Origin of the sequence: Legionella donaldsonii, assembly GCF_900452385.1 — a bacterium.
Taxonomy (GTDB): Bacteria; Pseudomonadota; Gammaproteobacteria; order Legionellales; family Legionellaceae; genus Tatlockia; species Tatlockia donaldsonii.
In genome coordinates this window covers 1,354,600-1,374,252 of record NZ_UGOA01000001.1, presented here as the reverse complement: position 1 = coordinate 1,374,252, position 19,653 = coordinate 1,354,600, and the positions used below count along the sequence as shown (strand labels likewise).

Below are 19,653 nucleotides of genomic sequence, written 5' to 3'. Positions count from 1 at the left end.
CGCCTTCAATACTTATGGAGATAAGACATGTTAACAGTAAGGAATAGCGCTTTTTCCCTAAAAACCAAGTTGCAAAACTTAAATGAACTCTTAGGAAAAAAATTGTTTGCAACTGTACTTCTTAGCCTACCTGCCTTCGTGCATGCTGGCCATATCGATGGTCTCCGCGGTAATCGATACTGTGAAATTCTTTTATCTCCCACGATGTTTAAAATGGAAGTTTACAATACAATAGGGCTAAATGATTGCCCACCAAAACTATGGAATAAAATTTCGGTTAGTTCTGTTAAAGCAGAGACAAAAGCAGCCTATGTAAAACTTAACGGCCCTCGATATTGGGTAATCGACGGCATGAAAAATTCGCAGCTGGTCAATCCTCAGAAAAAAGTTATTTCTGGTCTCGCCATGCGTGAGGCCGGTGTATTGCAGTTAGGGTTATCAGATATTCTAAGCAGCGCTAAACCTTATCATGATCACGTCGTCGATCGGCAAACAACCTGGGTTTATAAAGCGGGTAAACCAGTCTATGAACTGATTGATCCCAAAGGTCGGGTTTTTGTAATGCAATCTTATAGTATTGAGAAAACACCCCAAACTGCTGCAAGCTTAGCGCAATTGGGCTCTAAACTGCAGTTACCACAGGGTTGGAGTTACCGCACAGGCGTGCTAAAACAAACGACTGATCTAACTGCGATAAATAAAAAAGCCGTTGTAATTCAAGACGACTTTCTTAATACTTATCAATTAGCGACACACGATTTTCTAAACCCACAACAAAGTACTCATTAAAATTGACAATTGACAGTACACAACACCCATACCAAGGCGTTTGTGTACTGACACTTCAAAGAGATAAGTCTAACGTAAGTACTCACAAACCAAACTGACAAGCGGTACTACTGGGAGCGTTGGTGTGGCAGGCGGCACCGCTTTAAAAAATCCCTGTGCAACAACTGCTTCGACTGGCGGTATTAAAGCAGCAAAAATAGCTCGTTCCCGCTCTTCACGTTTTACACGCTTATTATCGATAATGCCTGGAAAACCTGCTTTTACTCCTCCAACCAATCCACTAATAGCGAGATTTTCTATCTCTTGTGTAATTTCTTCCAAAAATTCTGGATAGCGGAAAAGAGCACTAAAATTAGCTTGTGTTAAAAGTCGAGACTCTTCACCAACTAACCAGTCCTCCTCTACTTGTAACCAATATAACGCTCGAGCAATTACTTCAGCCTTTTCTTTATGCTTTGTTAGAAGAGCGAGATTCGCTATGCCCTGCTCCCCTTCAAGGAGGCCTGCACGGTGTAATGTGACAATAGCACTAGCGAGATCTTTTGCCTGCTCTGGATTTGCAACAAGAACCATATCATATTTTTTAATGAGCATCGCCCTGGTGAGCGCGACAATGCCAGCAGCAAGACTCGAGGCGTATTTCTTATGTTGAATGAGAAGATCGAAGTACAACTGTCCCTGAGGCCCACGAAGTAATCTGGCATGCTCAAGCGCAGCCATTCCCTCGGCAATCGACCCAACATGATCCAGATTTTGCATAAAACACAGGTAGTTTGCTTTGCCTTGGAAATTGGTAAGCATACCTGCACGCGCTAAAACCTGCAGAAGATTAGCAATTCCTTCAAGTTTCTCGATATCTTTCTGGTTTTCAAGAAGAAGCGCTTGATTTTTTACCCCCTCTGAACCAGAAAGCTGCCCTGCTTTTTTTAATGCATTTAATGCTTTCTGAAGCAATTGTTGTTGAACGGCCATAATTTTCTCACTTAAGTGCTGAAGTCAAAGACAAAGAAGAATAAAAAGTGGATTTATTGTATAATATTTGACAAATAAGGGCAATTAATTTTCTATTGCCAATAAAAAACAGTGAAACTGTGCTCCTCTTTTGCTCTAAGACAAGGACTGTTTACTCAAACAACTTCACCTGCCCTGCTTAAAGAGATCCTTAGCAATGGTAAATTCAGCGCCCTGCCTCGGCCTTTTTCACAAATGACCAAGGAAACTAAACCGATTACAGTACCAAAAATATAATAAGCGGCCGGAGCAATAAAATAACCTGTTTTTTCAACTAACCACATCATCACCAGTGGCGTTGTCCCCCCAAAAATTGAAATTCCGACATTAAAAGCGGTACCAAAACCGCTATAACGATATTGCTGAGGGAATAACGAAACCATATAAGCATTGAGCGGTGCATAGCTAATAGCAATTAAAACCGACATCAACACTAGCGCTTGAATAATATGGGTGATCTCACCAGAAATCAGGAGATGAAACACAGGAAAGCTGAGTAACATCATGCCAACCATACCCGTAATAATTACCTTTAAATGACCGATTTTATCGGCTATAAAGGCAATTAAAGGCTCCAGACAAGCATCTACTACCAATGAGATGGTAATAATGAACGTCACCTGACTCAACGACAAATGAAAATAGCTATGGAGGTAACTGGCAATAAAAACATAAGTACCAAAAGTCATAATGCTCACTAACCAGGCAATACCTATAATGCCAAGCATAGTGAAAGGCATTTCCTTGACAGCGGTTAAAAAGGGTCGTCTTAGCTTTTCGCTCTCTTCAAGATGGGTATACTCCGGGGTTTCATGAACATGTATTCGTAAAAAGAAAACAAGGATTCCAGCTATTAATGCAACTGCGAAACCTAAACGCCAACCCCATTCAGGCATAAATGAAGCAGTAAAAAAAGACGCAGCCAAGCCTGCTAAAATCATCCCCATACTGTAAGCTGAACTGGTTAAGCAACCATAAAATGCCTTTCTACCAACCTGGGCATGTTCAACCAAGAAAATAGCCGATCCAGTAAACTCAGCGCTGGCAACAAACCCTTGCAGCACGCGAAATAAAGTAATTAAAAGAGGGGCTGCCAAACCAATTAGATGATACCCGGGGATTATAGCAATCATTGCTGTCGGTATTGCCATCGCCAGAATACTAAAGGTTAGCGCCTTTTTTCTGCCATAACGATCACCCACATAACCAAAAAAAATTGCCCCCAGAGGTGCCAAAAGATAGCCTACGGCAAAGACACCAAAGGCACTTAGAAGCGCCGCATAGGGATTATCATTGGGAAAATAGGTAGTAGCTATAATGGGCGCAAAGTAGCCGAAAAGAGCGAAATCATACCACTGCAAGGCGGTACCCAAAACACCGGCCCATAAAGCCTTGATGGACGAAGTGGACTTATTCATGATTTTCTGTGAGGTTATCAATACAGGTTTTTTCGCATTTATAAATGGCCAAATCAGCCAGTTCAATAGCACCCATACTTTTATAAAAATGACTCGCTGCACTATTATTACGCTTTACCCACCATTCAACCCGCGAACAATTTTTGGCTTTTGCTTCTCCAGCCACATAAGTTAATAACGCTTTACCTATGCCCTGCCCCCGGAATTCCGGTGAAACAAAAAGAGTTTCCAGATAAATGCCAGGGACAGCATTAAAACAAATATTGTGGTAAGTCATGTTATACATTGCTATCCCAACCACCGTCCCATTCACTAAAGCAACCGCAACAAAATGATAAGGATTAGTACCAAATAGCAACGCGCCCAATTGCTGCTCACTAATTTGAATCTTATCCAGGATTCCCTCATGTTTAGCGAGTTCCCTTATCAAAGAGTAAATAGTTCCCAAATATCGAGGTTGGGCTTGAATGATTGCCAACATTAAACACCCTTGGTCATGAGTTAAATGGATGAACAGGAAAAAGATATAGTACCCGTCTCTACTTTGGCAACCCCCCTTTCCAAATTTTAAAAAATGAGTTCTACCTAACCCTCTATTGTGTTTAAAATGGTTCAAATTCACCTTGGTTAATAATTAATGAATACCCTCTTCCACCTTGCCTTTCCTATCCATGATTTCAACCTGGCAAAAATTTTTTACCACGAGCAACTTGGTTTCGAACTAGGTCGGGAGTCAGAGCATGCCTTGATCATTCAATTTGGTTCGCATCAAATTGTGGCCCATAAAATTGATCAGCCCCTCCCCTCACAACAAAGTATTTATCCAAGGCATTTTGGTTTAATTTTTACCGAAAAAAGCGAATTTGATGCTTTTATTCAACGCATAAACGCCAAACAAATTAATTATGAAGTCCCCCTTAAAACACGCTTTTCCAATACAAGGATTGAACATCAAAGTTTTTTTCTGAAAGATCCAAGTAATAATCTCCTTGAATTTAAATATTATACTTACCCGTCCGCTATTTTTGGTGAAAAAGATTACAAGAAAATTGGCGAAAGCTAGCACTGATGTTAGTATTTATTGACTATTATCACGACCGGTATTTAACCTGTCAGGATCAGCTTTGTTTCAATCATTGATAGAAGGTTTTCTCAAAATGAACAAAATAATTGCGCGTGGTTTTAAATTGTTATTTTCCTTTTTTTTGCTCACTTCTGCCGCGTTCGCCGAACCAGGTATTGTTGTCTTCCAAAGTGATTTTGGTATTAAAGATGGTGCGGTCAGCGAAGTAAAAGGCGTCATCTACTCCGTCGATCGTTCCCTGATTGTTTCCGATTTAACCAATGAAATCCCGGCTTACAATATTTGGGAAGCCTCCTACCGTCTTTACCAGACAGCCCCCTATTGGCCCCAGGGAACCGTATTCGTTAGTGTCGTGGATCCTGGAGTAGGTACAACGCGACGATCGGTTGTCGCCTTGACAAAAAATGGTCAATATTTTGTCACCCCTGATAATGGCACTCTAACCCTTATTGATGATGCTTATGGTATTAAAGAAGTGAGAACTATCGACGAAGCAAAAAATCGCTTAAAAGGTTCTACCACCTCTTACACTTTTTATGGCCGAGATGTGTATGCCTATACTGCAGCCAAATTGGCTGCAGGCAAGATTTCATTCGCTGAAGTTGGCCCTGTCCTGAAAGAACCAATCATCAAGCTGCCCTACCAAAAAGCAACTATTGAAAACAATGCCTTGCACGGGACAATTGTTATTCTCGATGCTCAGTATGGAAACGTCTGGACCAACATTGATAAGAAGCTGATGGAAACTTTTGGTCTTAAAGCGAGTGAACCTTATCGGGTAACCATTTATCATAATAAAGTTAAACAGTATTCTGGGGTCATGTCCTTCCATAACACCTTTGGTGAAACCCAAAAATACGCTGATTTACTTTATTTAAATAGCTTGCTTAATTTGTCACTGGCATCCAATCAAGAGTCTTTCGCCAAAAAACACCATATTGGCGCAGGTCCTGGCTGGGCTATTACCGTTGAAAAAATTAAATAAATTTAACAGAATCCATCTGATCCTGGGTCTTCGACGAACCCAGGATTGCAGCCCTGGCGAACTAGCCTTAGAGTGTGGAGAAAGCTATTATGTCGCCAAATTACCTACTCTGACCATCAACTGACTCCGTTCCTTTCAAGGGCAACCAGATGAATGCGGCTCAAGGGATTTGATCGATTCAGGTTTTATTTTTGCCTGCTGAAAATAAAAATTCTCCAAATTTGGAGATAGCCGTTATTGCTTAAACAAGTTTTGGAAGGGAAAAACAAAAACCAGCCCCCGGGCTGAGGAAGATAAAGACGTGTTTTTAACTTATTGGGGCTGGTCTATCTGTCTTAAGTAAATTGATTATTTCAGTGATTGCCAAAAGGCAATATGGGCACCGGTGGGATCAACAATAATGGCAAAACGTCCCAAATCCCCTGCCGGAGTGACAGGCATTTTGACTGTAGCCCCCGCATTTTTTGCTTTGGTTAAGATACTGTCGACATTATCGACTAAAATATAACCCATCCAATGGGGTGGAATCTCATTTTTTTTATCATTAGGAATTTGCCAAATCCCACCAAATTCCTTACCGCCACCACATTTAATCATGGTGTAAGTCATATCTCCCATATCATGGTCGGTAAATTCCCACCCAAGCACTTTGCCATAGAAATCTTTTGCTGCCTTCACATTGGGTGTAGCCAATTCATTCCAACAAAATTCGCCGATCTTTGGTATATCCATCATTTTCTTCCTTTTTAGTTAATCGACTTAGCAACGGAATTTAACCATAGAAGAAATTAAAAGTCTCTTGCGAACCGAATATCACCTTCGCGTAATGCGTTAAGCCTTGCATATTTTGATATTTATGGCCAAAATATGCTCATTATTTGCGTGCAGAAACTGCTAAATAAAAGAGATTATATTATGCTTGGCCCCACAGAGATTTTGGATCAACTGACCAAAGAGAAGAAACCTACTTTCAGAGAAATACTGACCAACTTAATCAATAAAGCAAACAGGGAAGAAATTTCTACTATTTTATTAGGAGAAATACATGATAGCAGTCCTACTTGGCAGGCTATTCTCGCCAATTTAGATGTCTTATCCCGCTCTAAAAAAAGAGTGGTTCTAATTTTCGAACATCTTAACCAAGATGCAAATCCTGATTTTAAAAGAGCCCTTGGCAAAGCACAAAAAGGCTCAAATAATCCTTTAAAACAGGTTGAAGCAATGCAAGAAAAAACAATTGATTCTTTCATTCTTTTCTTGGCAATTACCAATGCCGGTATCCTCGTTTTAGGTGCAGAAAACAAGGCTAGCAATCCTTTTTACAAGCTCAAAGGTCAAATTCCCATGGAAACACTTAGGGAGATGGAAAAATTTCAAAGAAGCCCGGATAGAATCATTAAAACAAATGAAACCTTCGCTAATTTCATTAAAGAATACTGTGGGGACGATATACTACCTATTTTTGTAGGTGGAGCAGCACACCCTATCCCATTGAAACAAGGGGATCTAATTTATGATCCAGGTATCCAAGGCAGGATTCCCAAGAGTGTGGCTATCTATTTAGTCGACTCAACCACTCCAACAAGCCAAGAAAACGCGCCTTATTATGCTACCGATCGTCATTTATCGGGTGACTATGATTATCAAGTAGAAACCAATAAACAGGCGCTTTACAAAGACAGTTTTGATAGTATTCCCCAATTGGCTGATAAAATAAAATTTTTAGTAACCGCTCTTGATCAAATAATGAGAGGTCACGCCTTATTTTTTCAAGACTCTACTTTTCTTTTAAAAGAGGATACCAATGTCATTCTTTTGGCTTTCCAAGCCAGCGTACAGAAAGAAATTAAATTCCTTGAATTTGATACGCTTGTTGATCTCTTGGTAACATTTAAAAAATCTCAGAGCAATAATGATACAAAACCATCTTTCTTTAAATCTAAAGACTCTATTTACACATGGGAATTACTAAAAACAGCGATTTACCACGACCTGGCTACCCTACTGCACGAGGAGATTAAACATCAAAGTATAACCAAATATGTCAATAGCACGAGCAAGTCTCTATAGAAAAGAGAACTTAATCATTCTATTTGAGTCCATTTTTTTGATTTTTAATGGATTTTTTTTCTAAACGCTACTGCATTGAGCATTGCTTTGTCGATAGAGGCTCGAATCCTCCTGGACTGGCTTGTATACTCTGCCGTTTCTCTTGGCAATCCTTTCATTGTAGCGAATTTCGCAAGAAGCCTGATACACCGCTATACCAACAAATAACCAAACTAAACTTGAAAATCACCATTAAGAAAGGAGGTAACATCACTTTGCCGATCTTTTATGCAAATATGGGCTATATTAATTGATAGGAAAAATAAGAATTAAATAATCCAACTCAAGGAAATCATATGAGAAAGAAGCTATTACTGCTATTCGCAGTCACTACGACTTGTTTCTCCTTACCCACGTCAAACCTGCTTTTAACCAATGACCTAATCAACAGGAATAATGTCATTGAGGGGATCATGACACTGGTGAGTAATAAATATGTCCCCAGAGCTACCATCAAATCGTTTAATGAAACCAACATTGAAGAAATGTTGCGTAAAAAAGCGCCTAATTTGAATACAATGGTTATTAATAAGGTACTGGCAACCCTGACTTGTGCCAAAGAATATAATGTCGCACACAATAATATCTTAACGATTATTGATTATTCTCTGCCTTCCAGCGAAAAACGCTTATGGGTATTTGATTTAAACAGCGAGGAATTACTATTTTATACTTATGTGTCCCACGGTATTAAATCAGGAACCTTATTGTCCAACTATTTTTCCAACAAATACGATAGTAAAGCCAGCAGCATCGGTGTTTATACAACTGACCAAGCCTATTACGGCCGTGAAGGCTTATCATTGCGATTAGATGGCTTGGATAGGGGCTTTAATGATAATGCGTCGAATCGCTCTATTGTGATGCATGGGGGCTGGTATATGGATGAAAATTTCATAAAAAAATATGGCAGAGCGGGTCGAAGTTGGGGATGTCCTGCCCTTCCTTTACACCTTACAACACCGATTATCAATACAATAAAAGATAATTCATTATTCGTGATTTATTATCCAAGTGATGATTGGTTTTTAAAATCAAAATTTTTAAATTGCCATCATTTTTCTCCTTTACAAAGTTCATACAAACTTGAGGCAGAAGAGAAACCCCCTACAGAACAACGCGAAGCAGTACTTTTTGCTGGTCTCAGTAAACATAATGAAGCAATTGTCGTCATGGCTGCGGATCATTACGAACGGATATTCCATACTAAAGCGCCTTTGGAACGCATGTTGCGGCGTCAAATCGAGAATATGGAATACATTGCCTTGAGTAATACTGAGTTTAAAAATCTAGTCTCCAGCAATGACAAAGACAGCTTGAGTTTTATTTACTTTGTAGTTCCTGAAGTTAAGATGCAGCGGGGTTATTATGTTACTGAAATGAAAATTGTGCCGTTAGGCAGAATAAAAGAGGTCAGGCCACACATTGATTCGACCAACATCACTGATCCAATTAAAAACTATACTGTTGATTTTGAAGAAAAATCCTCTGTTAACCTAAGGACAACTGATCAGTTTATCCGTTGGTTAGGCCTCTAATTGAGTGATAAGAAAGGCCTTGCCGGTTTAGCCGGCAAGGCGATTCCCAATTAACTGTATACAACAACGCTTTCAGTTAAATCCTTAGTTCCTTTATCTTTATGGCTATCATGATTAGAGGGTTCAAGAACGGGTAATTGAACATTCGTATCATCTTCTCGCGCTAATTCCTCAACAGTCGATTGGAATGTATCTGGTACCTCTTCAAGAGAAGCGCCTGGACGGTTAAAAAATCCGGCCAATTTGCTCTTTTTCAGAGTACTGACAGTCTCTGTTGAAAATGCGACCGAACTCCCTTGCGAAGGGACGCTCTGAGTCATTACTGGAGCTATAACAGGTTCAGGTTGTTTTTTATTAAAAAATCCAACTAGACTACTCTTTTTCAATTGGGTAAGCGTTTCAGGGGAAAACACTTCCGTTGAAGAACGTGATTGCATAGAACTTGGTTGCAGTGAAACATCTTGAGTAGGAACATCAACCTTTGGGGCATAAAATTCCTTCGCGAAAGTTTCACGCTTCGCACGTATAGCTTCCAATTTTTGAGACCTTCCCGCATAAATTTGCCGTGATTTAAGCACAGAGAGAGGTGTGTCTTTATGTTGACGCTCCTCAGCACGGTCATATCTTAATCCCACCATAGTATGGTCCAAGCCCTTACTCATATCTCGGCAGGTACCTTCTATGACTAGCCCTTCACGCAATTCCTCGGTATCTTCCCTGGTGTATTGGTAATAGGGGTCTGACTCAAGTTCTTTTTTCAAACCAGTCCGTACTTCTTCTTGATAGCAGAGAGTATACGCTTCAATGATCCTTTCAGCATCCATTGAAGTTAGAAATTTTGGTACGCCAACTAAACTTGAACCATTATGAGTAGACGCTTTATCATGTTTAACAAAATTTCTCAAATGTTGTGCAAAAAGCTCTGGAGTTACATCAGTATTAAAACGATAGTGGTTGTGGTTGTGAGCAGCTTCATTAGCTGTCTGATGTTGCCGTTTAACGTGTAATGAATTGGTACCACGATAATAGCCTACACAACCTTCAGAAATTTCACGATGTCCCAAACCTGCCGTGCCATAGACCTCATTACGCCATTTCTGTGAGGTATAATCATGTTCAAGTGGAGCAACCATTGACCAGGTTATACTTTGACGAGTGACGGAAAGATAGAGACTAGCCGGCGTATACATATCACCTATAAACGGGCCAAAAATATCACCGTATTTTTCTACATCGTCTAAGTAATCCTGATAAGCTTGAGTTGGAGCTTGATAACACTCACCATTAGGAGATGGAACATCTATACGAAAAGGCATAATACCCTCACTTTTAGGGGAGAATAGACTAGAGGCAATAACTGCGGCCTTTCCTTACCTTCCTAATTCCATCAATGTGTTGGATGACTGCCTGCTTAAGACTAATTTCCGGTTAATAACAAAACAGGCGTCATTATATTTCACCAACCTTAATAAATTATTAATAATGAGCATTCATCTCATTTTTATTTCATAATGTATTTAATTAGAGCTACAACTCACTGCGAGATTGACTACTGATAGTTGTCTCATCAGCCCCTAAAGCCTTAAAACAGCTAGAAAGCTAGTGACTACACCTTGGGTAGTGCATACTATTGACAACATTCGATAGGTTAAATTGATTTACAGGGAGCTCAGATGAGAAGAACAACGATGTGGATCCTGCTTACTTTATTAATTTTATTTGGCCTATCAAGCCTCCTCAACGGCTGCTCTTGGAGCCAAAAAAAACCGGTAACAACGGAAGAGGATTATGGCGGTGGCGGCTTAGGTGCTGGCAATGGCGGACCAGGAGGCGTGGGCGGTGTTGGCCGTTAATCATTTTCAAACCAATCAAATAACCAGTATGGCAGTGAATGGATCTTAATAAATGAGAATGTGACTGGATTGCACGTATAAAACACAACATAGATAATTTAAATCCATTCAGGCGTGTTCCCTGCCTGATTGTAGGGAACCATGTTGATAGAGCTGCCATATAAGTTTCATACTTTGCAAAGCGACTGTCGCATCGGTTAAAGGTTTTTGATTAGTTGTTATACAGGTTAAAAAATGAAGCATTTCGTTGTGATACATTTCACTAATATCCACCTCTTCTTTGCACAGCAGCTCTTCTTTGGTGTAACCAGTATAAAATTGCTTTGTATCGTTTGTACTGCCCTTCGAATACAGTGTAATCGCTGATTTATTAAAATCAGCTTCCAACATCCCTTTTGATCCATGAGCCTGGATTAAATAATCATTACGCGTGCCGCGCGCCCCCCAGGTACCAAAATAATAACCTAAAGAATTATCAGGGAATTTTAAGCAAACATTTGTTGTACCCTCTTTTTCCATCCAGGGGGTTTCCTTGTTTGTACCCAGAAAAAAACCTTCGACCGGTTGCCCCAAGAACCACATCAATAAATCGATATAATGACAGCCATGACTGAACAACTGTCCACCACCTAAAGTGACTTGTTGATTATGCCAGTGGTCCTGTGGAAATTCCGTATGCTGCTCGGTCCAAATAGACAATTGAAATAAGTCCCCACACTGTTGCTTGTCTAACAACAATTTAAATTGTTGCAATAAGGGATGAAAACGCATGCATAAAGCAACCATTAGAACGAGATTGTTTCTTTTACTGATAGCGATTAATTCTTCGCACTCAATTTGTGTGAGAGCCAAAGGCTTCTCCATCAACACATGCTTGCCTGCTTCCAGACAACGTTTGCCATAATAATGATGTAAATGATTCGGTGCCGCAATTAGGACTGCATCTGTAGCAGCAATCACTTGTTCATCGAAGGAGGTTGCCAGGAGGGGATTGGCAAAATAATTTGCCATTTTCCTTGCACTCTCCAGATTGACATCGACTAAGGCCGTCACTTCAAGCCCCTTTGCCCTAAGTGACTCACTGGAAAATCCTTTATAACGATTTACAATATCGCCACAGCCAATAATGCCAAGCCTTATCATCTTGCCCTCTATCTATTATGTTTATTTATCAACCTGTTTACTACTGACAGAATTTGACAGCACCGTCATCTAAACTAGGTTAAACAAGCTGGATTCTGCCATATTTACCGGACTTGAACCATCGGTTAAAACTTAGCCTTTCATTTTTAACCCATTATGAGTTTCAAGCTGATTACTGTTATCTCCCAGCGCCTGTTTATCGATAGTTATTAAGGAGAATGGTATGTCTGACAAAGAACCGTATTTAACCCACGTGCAAAATTTTATTATTTCGGGACTAAGCGTAAGAACAAAAAATGATAACGAGTTCGATCCCCAGCATGCTCAGTTACCCAAACTATGGGAACAATTTTATAATCAAGATATCGTCAAAAAATTTCAGCAAGAGCAGAGCAATTTACCCCTATTCGGAGTCTACTCGAATTATGAAACAGACTTTACAGGAGCCTATACAGTTACAGCAGGTATAGAAGTGAAAAGTAAAGAGCTTTTACCTGAATTTAACTCAATTACCATCGAGACAGGCAATTACCTCGTCTTCGAAAATCGAGGGCCAATGCCGCAAGCAATCATCAAAACCTGGCAAGAAATATGGCACTATTTTTCATCAATAAAACCATTCAGAAGAGCCTACATCTCTGATTTTGAAATATACAAAAACCCCGAAGAATGTGCTGTATACATAGGAGTTCACTAACGCTCTGGATAGGCTAGTCGTTTAAAAGCCTGGATGACGGCCTCGGCTTTCATCCAGACTACGGTGTACTTATGGCATGATTCAAGCGTCGCAGAGAAAAGAAATGTAAATAGTCCTTAAAATCTAAGGCTACTGGACGGTATCTCCGTATTTGTTTTCTCAAAAATTAATTCAGTCAGTTGTCGGCTAAGTTCTTTGCGCAAACGCTCTTTCTCATCAAAATTATTAAATTGAATATTGGTGAAGAGAGAGCGGTAGATGTCATGGCTGTCACTAAAGGAAAAGGTACAAAGCCCATTGATTTCTCGTAATTGTTTACAGAGATACGTTAATCCAGGGTTAGCCTCTTCCAAAGGAAGGCTACGAGACAAGGCCTTTTCCAGTTCTATTGCGGAAGTATAGGTTGCTAAAAGTAATAACGAATCGAAAACTTCCTGGCGCTTAGCTCTTTCTTTAACATCGGCTGTGTCATTAAGCGACTTATGCACGTCATCGATAAAGTCTGCCATTCTTTCCAGTATTTCTTCCATAGCCTTTTCTCCAATGAAGACAACACACGTGTCTTGAATTTCTCAAAAACCTGGCATTAACATACCCTATGCATCTAATTTGAACTTAGGTTCTGAGTCGAGGTCGCAAACAACTTGCTCAGGTAAAGAGGCAAGGAATTTTTCTGCCATCCTATCTGCACTGATATCATGTAATAGCCGTTGTTTATGAACTTCTTTAAGGCTACCATAATGCCCATAGATTATAACTGTTGCCAACAATTCCTTTTCTATTTCAGTGGAATCTAACATTTTTTTCTTGAGCGCAGCAACATCCTTCACTTCCATAACAATCTGCCCATCTGTTTCTTTTCTCACTGTTAAACAAGGGTTTTGATTGTCACCATTGAGTACAATTTGATAGCCAAAATTCATGGCTGCGAATAACGAATCAACCTGAAACTCCGCTTTCTTTAATTTTTTGAAAAATAAACTGTCATCGCTCTTTGCACCGATATTAACCCGCGCTTTATTGAAGAAAGAAGCCAATCTCACTAACGCACCTTTCTCTTCGCTAATCGTCAACGTTTTCGTGCCGTGGGTATCCACAGTCGCAATTAATGGCGGCACTGTCCCCTTAGGAATATTGGTGTCATAAAACCTGATAGTAGAATTAGGGGTACAATATTTTATTAAATTCAGACTGGCTGTTTTGTGCATGTTGATCAAACTGCTGGTGTTAACATGCCGGCCTTTATCAGCCGAACCAGCATCTTCCTGCATTGCCCGTTCATAAGAACGCCTGACAACCAAACTCATATCATCAAGACAAGCACAAACGACAATCGAATTATTATTTTTTTCTACCAGTTCCCGGTGAGACGGTTTATAAGTTACCCCATCTACAATAACATTAGCTCTCTCTACCGTTTTTGCCTTCATCCGTTCTTCAACTATTTCGCTAATGAGAAATGCACTGTCTTGGGTTCGAATAAAAACCTGTTCAATCTCTTGGCCTTCAAACTTCTCTGTAAAAGGTAAAAAGACACCGCGATAATCGTCCGTAGCCAGTGAAACATAATCCTTACGATCTTCCCGACTAATATACTGACTGGAAATGGTACTTTTACCGCTGGCTGCAGGTCCTAAAAAGACAAAGTCATGATTATCTGCCAGTGGATAGACCGTCTTTTTCTTGAGTCCATTCTGCTGAGTATAAACATCGAGATACTTATCAAGAAACTCTGTCATCGCTTTATTTATTGATTGTTTTCTTAACTTATTCTTCTCCATTTCAAAACAAGACGTGAATTTATTGCGGTACTCGTAGCTGTCTTCTTCGAGCATGGGGTAGATGGTTGTCATTTTGGCTTTTGCCTTTTCCATGCATTCCTGATATTGGCCAGATACATCACTAATATCCAGGGTCCTCATTATCTGATGCTCATACTCCATAAGCTCAGACGTGTGTTTATCATGAATTAAAAGCTGTAGTTTTTGAGCTATCTGGTTGAGATCTTCCACATCTACCTGGTAGTCAGTAATTAATCTCGCAGCAATATGCAGCAAAAGCGCTGTTTGCATCTTTGGGACTAACACATCCGTTAACCAGGCTTCCCTGGCAACTTGCGCATGCGCTAATTGTGTATCGATATCACCAGCCATGAAGCCAGGCTGCAAGATACGATTATGTGCTTCTTGCAGTTTTCTTTCACGCTCACTCCAGCCCGTAAAGTCTTTAAGTGTTAAAACATGCCTCATGTTGTAATGGCGCTGCGCTTCCGCTCTAACTTCAGTTAAACTCGAAGAAAGAGGATTGAATGGTTTCGTAGGGAAAGTCCACGTTTTATCCCATCGGTCAGTTGCTTGCACTTCTTGACGAAGTGTATCCAGTGATAAATGTTTATAACCATCAATCGTCACCCCACGCTTTATTCTTACACTACTTAATTGATGAGTGGGTTTATCCTCTTTTGGACGGGTTTCACTTTTATGGGATTGAATGATATCGATCAGTGATTTCTTTTTATGCAAATGAATCGTTGGCGTTTTAAGCTGCTCCGCAGGATTAGGTAATTTAACGGAACCACTGTAATTGGGATTGTGTTTGACATTATAAAATCCAATACCTGCTTCCAGTACTTTTCTGGTGAAATCACTAACACCATGAATTTCACCAGTCAGATTTCCTGGAATCACATCAAGGATCGTATTATTCCTATCGTAAATAATCGTCATTACATAGTCGCTGGGATTAACGTGCGTAAAAGCAATTTCGCTCATTTTATTTTTACCCAGAGGATCTAAATAAGAATGCGAATGAAACGCTTCTTTCCCGCGTAATACATAAATGATCTTAACATCCCTATCGCCACCATAGTGAATTGCCACATCGAGTTTATCAGTTGCCGAACGTGTTCCATCAACACCTGTAGCCGCCAATGAATTGGCAGCCGTTGCAGAGCGTACCTCATGTTTCTTGATGTTATTCTCTTGTCCAATGAGTAAATGACTGTCAGCAGAGAATTCGCCGCTACGTGTAAATTTTTTGGCAAAGGCCCTCGTCTCTTCTAAGGTATTGGTTAAATTTCCCCCACGAAAAGACATGGGGGCTTCATTCAGCTCTAACTGATCATTTTCATAACTACGAACCGTATAATAATGATGAGTATTACTCTTTAACTGTGTAGAAACATGCTCTTTCATTTGCTCCCGAAATACGGTTAAAGGCGGCATATTTCCTTGGTCCCCCCCCAGGATCCTTATCATTTTTTTATTACTTACCTGGCGAACCTGGACAGTAGAACTGCTCTTAATGAGCGCATTGACTAAATCAACCAAATTGAGCCGCAAGGTATCAGAAGAATCCATTTGATCGGTAAGATACCGAACCACTTTATCGTTCGTTGAATTGAAAATCATTTTTCTAACAAAATCGTCAAAATTTCCTTCTGTACTTGGAAAACTATCACCCGATTTTATTAATGGCGTATTACCATAATATTCTTTTAGCCAGCTTAAATGCCCAACCAGTTTAAGTAATTTTTCATCTAACTCGTTATCTGTTTCATTGCGATTCGTATCTAATGAGGCAATCAATTCAACAATCTCTCTCATTAAAAGAGAAACTGAGTCAACTTGCTTTATAAATTCTTCATCTTTTGCAAAGGGTTCTTTAGCTTGGTGAGCAAAACGCTCCAAACTGCTAAAATAGCGTTGACAAGCTCCTTCAGCGATATGACTTTTTAATCTGGGTAAATTACCCTGCTGCAACCATTGGTAGATACAAAATTTATTGGCTTCATCGTTAACCAAATCGACTGCAGGTAAATGTGATAGAAATAAATCATGGTGTGTATCACCAGCTAAATATTCAATTCCTTGAGCCTTTAATGAGGCCGTACTATGAAACGCCATAGTACTTGTGTGCCCTCTCTGTGCTGTTATTCTCAGAATCAAGGGTAAAGCTTCTCGCAACTCGTCTTCGGAAGTATTTTTATCAAGATGAAGGCTTAATTGTTCCGGACGAATTGAATCTGTAACTTTCTCACCATCAGGGGCTATCACAGTATAATAGAGCAGATCATCAATGATCTCGAGGTATAAAGTATTCTTTTCCAATACTCCCGAAGGAGGGGCTTTTAACCGCAGATCGCAGCTAATAGCGGTAAAAAAATGAAGTAATGTTTGTTTGCTAATCTCTTGGGGGGCTTGGACTTGATCGACCGTCGCTCTATTTCTGTTGAATTCGTTGGCCAGGATTGTTGTGAATGATTTTAAAAATTTATCATACAAAGGGTTATTAACCAGGAAATCAAGCAATTGGTTATAGTCATCACTGTCCTTAACTTTTTCAAAATTAGGAAAGTTTTTGGTTAATTTATCCTGCTCAAGTAAGAAAGCACTATAAACCTTGTCAAATTGCTCAATGGTGGTAATACCTGCTAATTCTAATTCTTCGTGAGTCAATTGAGTCAATTGTTTGCCAGTGATGCGTAAAGCTAGTTTTTGCGTGAACAGCGAATAATCAGGATTATTATTAAGCGTATCCAATACAGAGTCTAAGGCGGCCGCATTAAACACGTCCGCAGAGCCCAGTTGTTCAATCACTTCTTGTTCTATCCACACACCACTTTTTTCAGCATCCTGCAGAATAACCAAGGCCACCTCTGGCGCAATATTGTCCCATTGATAGGGTTTCCCGTCGCGGCCTTCCTGGTAGGAATAGCTCGTAGCCGATAATTCAATTGCTTGACGCAAAGTATGGTGATACTGATAGCGTGGAATATCGGATGAATCTATGGGACTAAAATTAACCCGTTTTTTGGTATATAACTTTGGCATTCCTGACTCTTTGGCACATCAACTCTCTTTGATAACTTTTAGCACACAGAGATTAATATTTTATTAAGACGCATGAATTATTACAAAAGATAGCCATCTCTTTGACGGAAGTTATCGTATTATTTATTCCTCATTAAATATGCTCAAAAAATATGCTTTTCACTACTATCAAAAGTCTGTAGAGTAATGAAATACTTTTATTGGTTTGCTTTACTGAGAGTGCTGCATTGTGTTTCTGTAGGGTCGGAGGGGCCCAGTAAAAAATGGATAAAGAATGAATAAGACTATTACTAATGAAGCTTTTAACATTATTAAACAATTTAACCATCTCAATGCTTCACGGGCACCCATTACTGCCTTTTTACCCATTGTCGATGCAGACAATCTTCTTATCACACTTCGTGGCAGTAACATTGTTTTTAAAGGCATCGCGGGTTTTGCTGATCACCAAATTGGTAAACTGATTTATTTCGATCAGAAATTTGATTGTGAATTACAAAAAAGCCAAATGCAGGGAAATAAAGTCATTATTGAAACAAAAGGCAGTTGGTATGCGAGAACCTGGCAATCCCCTGCGCCCTACAGCCAACAATTGATTGCCGATTTAAGTCATACTTGGGAATTGGTGAAAAAAGACAAACAATCAACTTATATGATTGTGACCCATATTTGTGAAACCTTTTCTTACCGAGCTGGTTTTTCCCCAACCGATATTCCCAGGGATTTTCATTTATCTTTATGAGATCAGTTACTCTATTTAAATGAGATAATAGCTAATAAAGAACAGTTTGCAAAAAAAATACCGCACCAGAATCAAAACCCATCTAATTGAATTATTTCATTTAATCTCAATCTGCTCTCTACCCTGCCGCCAGGGCAGCAAGAATTTCCTTTCTTTTTAAGCTATGATAGCCATTTTTTACCGGGGAGATATAAAATCATGCCTTCAGTAAAAGAGGTCATTGATGCATTTACAGAAGGGTTCCAATATCTGGATGGCGATAATCAACGAAAAAGTCGCTGGTATGAAGTGGGCTATAAAACTTTTTTTGCCAAGAAGCCACTCACTCAAGATCTGGAAAATGCGGCTAAAACCTGTAAGAGGGAGCTGGGATGCCTACGCTCGTTACTAGGACAGAACGATTTTACTGCAAATAAAGATGCTTTCTTCGATATTATTGCGCAGGCCCTCAAAACAGCACAAGTTAAACGTTGTGGGGCGGCTTCAGTGAAAACTGATACTTTCCAGAGCGGTAATGAGTTCGTTCTTGAGCGTAATTTGGTACCTAAAAAAGCGGGTTTATTTGAGGAGCAATTAACTGCGGGCCTCGACAAAATTAAAACCACCTTTCCTGAACTACTGGCTGAAATGGATACAGCGATTCGGAAAATAATTGCCAGTGAACCAAAACCCCTACTATTTTTCCATGAAAACAGAAAAACTATTAATGGCCGGATATTTTCTTCAGAGACCCTTTATGTCCACGAGCTTCAACATTCATACATGAATGCTGAAGCCCGAGAAGAGTATGCTAATAAAAAAATTAGCACACTAACATTCTAGAGCAGTTGCAGTAGCTCGTCTTTAACGAGCTACTGATCTTAAAAAAGTCGATAACTACAGACTCTATCGTAGAGAACGGCTCTAATAATCCTTTCCAATTTACGCTTGCAACCTATCTATAAAAAGCACCCTGTCAAACCCGAATCCGCGATTTAAGACCCTCTTTTTTATACTAAACTTAGTATAGAGATCTATTAAAAGGAGTTTACCATGCACGAATCATTACATACCTTATTTCTGGCGCAAGCTGTTGGGCTTTACCTGGTAATTATTGCCATTATTATGTTAGCTCGCGCGAGGTATTATCAAGACTTGTTAACTCACATCAAGGTAGGAAGTTCTGCTATTGTCGTAGCAGCTACTCTGGGGTTAATCCTTGGTATCATGCTCGTCCTTGTGCATAACCTTTGGATTTGGGAATCAGAAGTATTAATTACAATTTTTGCCTGGTGCTTGTTAATTAAATCGATACTTTGGCTATCTTTCCCAGAATTTATGGTAAACCTGACGCATAAAGTGTATTCAGGACCGGGGTATTACGCCGTAGCAATCATAGCCGGCCTCATTGGTATTGTCCTGATGGCACACGGCTTCTTTCTCTTTCAGGGGCATGTTTAATACCCCTCAAAC

General features: G+C 39.7%; 18 protein-coding genes. 10 read left to right on the top strand and 8 right to left on the bottom strand.

Going from position 1 to position 19,653, the window contains the following annotated elements:
- The first annotated feature begins 27 nt into the window (after positions 1–27).
- The gene (locus DYC89_RS06380) at positions 28–789 is read left to right on the top strand and encodes a hypothetical protein (RefSeq protein ID WP_115221020.1); all 762 of its coding nucleotides are present in this window, start codon (positions 28–30) and stop codon (positions 787–789) included.
- A 69-nt stretch (positions 790–858) separates the two neighbouring features.
- On the opposite strand, the gene DYC89_RS06375 is transcribed toward DYC89_RS06380, so the two are convergent.
- The 3 genes from DYC89_RS06375 to DYC89_RS06365 form a co-directional block, all read right to left on the bottom strand.
- Positions 859–1,761, bottom strand: a complete 903-nt coding sequence (locus tag DYC89_RS06375) for a hypothetical protein (protein ID WP_115221019.1) — start codon at positions 1,759–1,761, stop codon at positions 859–861.
- A 155-nt stretch (positions 1,762–1,916) separates the two neighbouring features.
- Positions 1,917–3,218 (bottom strand): MFS transporter, encoded by a 1,302-nt coding sequence (locus DYC89_RS06370; RefSeq protein ID WP_115221018.1) that lies wholly within the window; start codon positions 3,216–3,218, stop codon positions 1,917–1,919.
- A complete protein-coding gene (locus DYC89_RS06365; RefSeq protein ID WP_115221017.1) occupies positions 3,211–3,699 on the bottom strand; it encodes a GNAT family N-acetyltransferase in 489 nt (162 codons plus the stop codon). Before DYC89_RS06365 ends, DYC89_RS06370 begins: the two co-directional genes overlap by 8 nt.
- Before the next feature lie 156 nt (positions 3,700–3,855).
- Here DYC89_RS06365 and DYC89_RS06360 point away from each other — a divergent pair, with 156 nt between their 5' ends.
- Together DYC89_RS06360 and DYC89_RS06355 are read left to right on the top strand one after the other, a co-directional pair.
- A complete protein-coding gene (locus tag DYC89_RS06360) occupies positions 3,856–4,281 on the top strand; it encodes a VOC family protein (protein ID WP_115221016.1) in 426 nt (141 codons plus the stop codon).
- Positions 4,282–4,375: 94 nt separating this feature from the next.
- On the top strand, positions 4,376–5,287 hold the full coding sequence (locus tag DYC89_RS06355; RefSeq protein WP_115222675.1) for an SAM hydrolase/SAM-dependent halogenase family protein: 912 nt from the start codon (positions 4,376–4,378) through the stop codon (positions 5,285–5,287).
- Between the two features lie 348 nt (positions 5,288–5,635).
- Here the strand turns inward: DYC89_RS06355 and DYC89_RS06350 are convergent, their stop codons facing one another.
- Entirely contained in the window at positions 5,636–6,019 is a 384-nt protein-coding gene (locus DYC89_RS06350) for a VOC family protein (protein WP_115221015.1), read from the bottom strand.
- Positions 6,020–6,202: 183 nt separating this feature from the next.
- Between DYC89_RS06350 and DYC89_RS06345 the strand changes: the two genes are divergently transcribed.
- Both DYC89_RS06345 and DYC89_RS06340 read left to right on the top strand, forming a co-directional pair.
- Positions 6,203–7,357, top strand: a complete 1,155-nt coding sequence (locus DYC89_RS06345; protein ID WP_147285485.1) for a hypothetical protein — start codon at positions 6,203–6,205, stop codon at positions 7,355–7,357.
- Between the two features lie 335 nt (positions 7,358–7,692).
- Positions 7,693–8,934: a murein L,D-transpeptidase catalytic domain family protein gene (locus DYC89_RS06340; protein WP_115221013.1), complete on the top strand. Its 1,242-nt coding sequence runs from the start codon at positions 7,693–7,695 to the stop codon at positions 8,932–8,934.
- Positions 8,935–8,984: 50 nt separating this feature from the next.
- Here DYC89_RS06340 and DYC89_RS06335 read toward each other — a convergent pair whose 3' ends face one another.
- On the bottom strand, positions 8,985–10,250 hold the full coding sequence (locus tag DYC89_RS06335) for a hypothetical protein (protein WP_115221012.1): 1,266 nt from the start codon (positions 10,248–10,250) through the stop codon (positions 8,985–8,987).
- 357 nt (positions 10,251–10,607) lie between these two features.
- Here DYC89_RS06335 and DYC89_RS06330 point away from each other — a divergent pair, with 357 nt between their 5' ends.
- Entirely contained in the window at positions 10,608–10,787 is a 180-nt protein-coding gene (locus DYC89_RS06330) for a hypothetical protein (RefSeq protein WP_115221011.1), read from the top strand.
- 108 nt (positions 10,788–10,895) lie between these two features.
- Here the strand turns inward: DYC89_RS06330 and DYC89_RS06325 are convergent, their stop codons facing one another.
- A complete protein-coding gene (locus DYC89_RS06325) occupies positions 10,896–11,930 on the bottom strand; it encodes a Gfo/Idh/MocA family protein (protein WP_115221010.1) in 1,035 nt (344 codons plus the stop codon).
- Positions 11,931–12,153: 223 nt separating this feature from the next.
- On the opposite strand from DYC89_RS06325, the gene DYC89_RS06320 reads away from it, so the two are divergent.
- Positions 12,154–12,627, top strand: coding sequence for a GyrI-like domain-containing protein (locus tag DYC89_RS06320; RefSeq protein WP_115221009.1), 474 nt, complete (start codon positions 12,154–12,156; stop codon positions 12,625–12,627).
- Between the two features lie 116 nt (positions 12,628–12,743).
- On the opposite strand, the gene DYC89_RS06315 is transcribed toward DYC89_RS06320, so the two are convergent.
- Together DYC89_RS06315 and DYC89_RS06310 are read right to left on the bottom strand one after the other, a co-directional pair.
- Complete coding sequence (locus DYC89_RS06315; protein WP_115221008.1) at positions 12,744–13,157, bottom strand: hypothetical protein; 414 nt, start codon at positions 13,155–13,157, stop codon at positions 12,744–12,746.
- 66 nt (positions 13,158–13,223) lie between these two features.
- Positions 13,224–17,459 (bottom strand): hypothetical protein, encoded by a 4,236-nt coding sequence (locus DYC89_RS06310; protein WP_115221007.1) that lies wholly within the window; start codon positions 17,457–17,459, stop codon positions 13,224–13,226.
- Between the two features lie 274 nt (positions 17,460–17,733).
- On the opposite strand from DYC89_RS06310, the gene DYC89_RS06305 reads away from it, so the two are divergent.
- The 3 genes from DYC89_RS06305 to DYC89_RS06295 all read left to right on the top strand — a co-directional run bounded on the left by DYC89_RS06305 (position 17,734) and on the right by DYC89_RS06295 (position 19,641).
- Positions 17,734–18,201 (top strand): hypothetical protein, encoded by a 468-nt coding sequence (locus tag DYC89_RS06305; RefSeq protein ID WP_115221006.1) that lies wholly within the window; start codon positions 17,734–17,736, stop codon positions 18,199–18,201.
- Between the two features lie 198 nt (positions 18,202–18,399).
- Complete coding sequence (locus tag DYC89_RS06300) at positions 18,400–19,023, top strand: hypothetical protein (RefSeq protein WP_115221005.1); 624 nt, start codon at positions 18,400–18,402, stop codon at positions 19,021–19,023.
- A gap of 210 nt (positions 19,024–19,233) precedes the next feature.
- Positions 19,234–19,641 carry a hypothetical protein gene (locus DYC89_RS06295; protein WP_115221004.1) on the top strand — a complete coding sequence of 136 codons (408 nt, stop codon included), beginning with the start codon at positions 19,234–19,236 and terminating at the stop codon, positions 19,639–19,641.
- Positions 19,642–19,653: the final 12 nt, after the last annotated feature.